The sequence below is a fragment of the Campylobacter concisus genome, assembly GCF_002913745.1.
Classification (GTDB): domain Bacteria; phylum Campylobacterota; class Campylobacteria; order Campylobacterales; family Campylobacteraceae; genus Campylobacter_A; species Campylobacter_A concisus_R.
The window spans coordinates 1-3,102 of record NZ_PPCG01000007.1 but is presented as its reverse complement, the minus strand read 5'-3'; the positions used below and the strand labels follow the sequence as shown (position 1 = coordinate 3,102).

General features: G+C 38.2%; 2 protein-coding genes. Both read left to right on the top strand.

Going from position 1 to position 3,102, the window contains the following annotated elements; translation table 11 throughout:
• The first annotated feature begins 82 nt into the window (after positions 1-82).
• Positions 83-1,483: an aspartate ammonia-lyase gene (locus CYO90_RS00680; protein WP_103578073.1), complete on the top strand. Its 1,401-nt coding sequence runs from the start codon at positions 83-85 to the stop codon at positions 1,481-1,483.
• 91 nt (positions 1,484-1,574) lie between these two features.
• Positions 1,575-2,918: an anaerobic C4-dicarboxylate transporter gene (locus tag CYO90_RS00675; RefSeq protein ID WP_021084899.1), complete on the top strand. Its 1,344-nt coding sequence runs from the start codon at positions 1,575-1,577 to the stop codon at positions 2,916-2,918.
• Positions 2,919-3,102: the final 184 nt, after the last annotated feature.

The window sequence follows — 3,102 nt, the reverse complement described above, 5'->3', positions numbered from 1 at the left end:
AATAAGTAGTCATTAATATTTAAAATCCCAAATACCTATATAATTTCACTCGGTAACAATTTTTTACTAAGGAGAAGCTGTTATGGCAACTAGAAAAGAACATGATTTCATCGGCGAGTTGGAAATTTCTGACGATTTTTACTATGGTGTCCAAACATTTAGGGCTACTGAGAACTTCCACATGAGTGGTAGAACATTAAAAGAGTATCCATACTTTGTAAAGGCATTTGCGCAGATCAAAAAAGCTGCTGCGCTTGCAAATAAAGAGGTTGGCGTTTTAGATCCAAAGATAGCTGATGCTTTGGCAAAAGCTGCTGATAGAGTAATAGCTGGCGAGTTTTTAGATCAATTTGTCGTTGATATGGTTCAAGGTGGTGCAGGAACAAGTACAAATATGAACTCAAATGAGGTCATCACAAACATCGCACTTGAGAGCATGGGTCACAAAAAAGGCGAGTATCAATTTATTCATCCAAACGATCACACAAACCTTGGACAAAGCACAAATGACACTTATCCAAGCTCTATTAAGGTAGCAACTTATGCAAAGCTTACTGACTTGCTTGCTGCTATGAATTTGCTAAAAGATGAGCTTGAGAAAAAAGCAAAAGACTTTAAAGATATCATCAAAATGGGTAGAACAGAGCTTGAGGATGCTGTCCCTACAACACTTGGCAACACTTTTAACGCATTTGCAAGCTATATCAAAAGTGACATCGAAAAGATCACAGCAGCTCGTGAGTCAATGACATACCTAAACATGGGCGCAACTGCGATAGGTACAGGCATCAACTGCCACCCAGACTACAAAAACGTAGTTGTTAAAAAACTAAAAGAGATCACTGGAGTTGATTTCAAAAAAGCTGATGACTTCATCGCTGCTACACAAGATACTGCAGACTTTGTCCATGTAAGTGGCGCGCTTAAAACTGCTGCTGTTAGACTTTCAAAAATCGCAAATGACTTAAGACTAATGAACTCAGGTCCAAGATGTGGCCTTGGCGAGATAAATTTACCTCAAATGCAACCAGGCAGCTCAATCATGCCAGGTAAGGTAAATCCAGTTATCGCTGAGGTTGTAGGCGAGGCTTGCTATGAAGTTATCGGTAACGACGTAACTATCATGCTTTGCTCTGAAAGAGGCGAATTTGAGCTAAATGCATTTGAACCAGGCATCGCTTATGCGCTATTTAACTCTATATTTATCCTTGAAAACGCGATGAAAACATTAGCTGAAAAAGCTATCAAAAAACTTACTGCAAACCCTGAGGCTTGCTTAAAATCAGTTCTTGGCTCAGTTGGTATCGTAACAGCATTTAACCCATATATCGGTTACGAAAAATCAGCAAGCATCGCTAAAGAAGCCCTTCAAACAGGTAAAGCAGTTGGCGATATCTGCCTAGAGAGAGGCTATCTAAGCAAAGAAGAGATCGATAAGATTTTAGAGCCTAAAAATATGCTAAATCCGAGCATGGTTAGGTAAAAATTTAAGCAAAGTATTATTAAAAGCGTGCCAAAATTCTGGCACGCTTAAGTGGTGATTTTAGTAATAAAATTTAATAAAGGAGTTTTCGATGGATATAATGCTGATCTTACAGATTATAGTCCTATTTGGCGGCATCTATCTTGGTGTCAAACTAGGTGGTATGGGCGTTGGCTACGCAGGTGGTCTAGGCGTTGTTGTGCTTGCTTTGCTTGGTATGAAAGTCGATATGAAAGACATCCCTATGGATGTTATCTTGATCATCGCTTCAGTTATCTCAGCGATCACAGCTTTGCAAGTTGCTGGCGGACTTGATTATTTAGTTCAAGTAGCAACTAAAATTTTACGCAAGAATCCAAAACAGATCAACTTTCTTGCTCCGATAGTTACTTACTTTTTAACTATCCTTGCAGGTACTGGGCACACTGCGTTTTCTATGATCCCTGTTATCGTTGAGGTTGCAAAAACTCAAAATATCAAACCTTCAGCTCCACTTGCGCTTTCAGTTGTCTCTTCTCAAGTAGCGATCACTGCAAGCCCGATCTCAGCTGCGTTTGTTGCTATGAGTGGTCTATGTGAAAAGCTAGGTGTTAGCTATCCAGTGTTGCTATTTATTTGTATATCAACTACATTTGTAGCGATGATTATCACTGCGTTTATCATCAATAAATTTTACGATCTTGACCTTTCAAAAGATCCTATCTATCAAGAAAGACTTGCAAAAGGTTTGGTTGAAGAGGTTAAAGCTGCTGAATATCACGAGCCAAAACCATACGCAAAAAGATCAGTCGCTATCTTTGCGATTGGCGTTTTGATCGTAGTTTGTTATGCACTATGCATTTCAAAGAGCTTAGGTCTTGTAGAAAAACCTATCCTTTCAAGAGATGCAGCTATCATTAGTTTTATGCTAACTATCGGCTTTACAATAGCAGTAGCTTGCAAAGTTGAGACAGGCAAACTTCTATCAACTAGCACTTTCCAAAGCGGTATGAATGCGTGCATCTGCGTTGTTGGTATCGCATGGCTTGGTACAACATTTGTTAATGGACACCTTGACGCTATCAAAGAGGTTGCAAAAGACTTCGTTACTCAGTATCCATTTATCCTAGCTGTTGCGCTTTATTTCTTAAGCTGCTTGCTATACTCACAAGCTGCTACAACAAAGGTTATGATGCCAGCTGTTGCTGCTGCTCTTGGTATGACTAGCCCTGAAAATTCAGGTCAAATTTGGATCCTTGTAGCTTCATTTGCTGCAGTTTCTGGTCTATTTGTATTGCCAACATATCCTACAACACTAGGTGCGATAGCTATGGACGATACAGGAACTACAAGAGTTGGTAAATTTGTATTTAACCACTCATTCTTCATCCCAGGAACTATAATGGTTGCATTATCAGTTATCCTTGGATTTATAGTAGCTCCAGTTCTTATATAAAACTTAAGCCGAGATCTTCTCTCGGCTTTTTAATCCACTTTAAATTTTCAATTTTTTATATCAAATTTTTAAATAATATCTCTTTTTAAATTTAAATTTCTCATTTTTATAAATCACGCAAAAATCGCACTAAAATTTAATCCATCTTAATTCATTATTTTTTAAAATTTGCTCTATTTTGATA

Excerpts from the sequence above, each read along its gene's own strand:
- CYO90_RS00680 (WP_103578073.1), top strand. The coding sequence starts at position 83 with ATGGCAACTAGAAAAGAACATGATTTCATCGGCGAGTTGGAAATTTCT.
- CYO90_RS00675 (WP_021084899.1), top strand. The coding sequence starts at position 1,575 with ATGGATATAATGCTGATCTTACAGATTATAGTCCTATTTGGCGGCATC.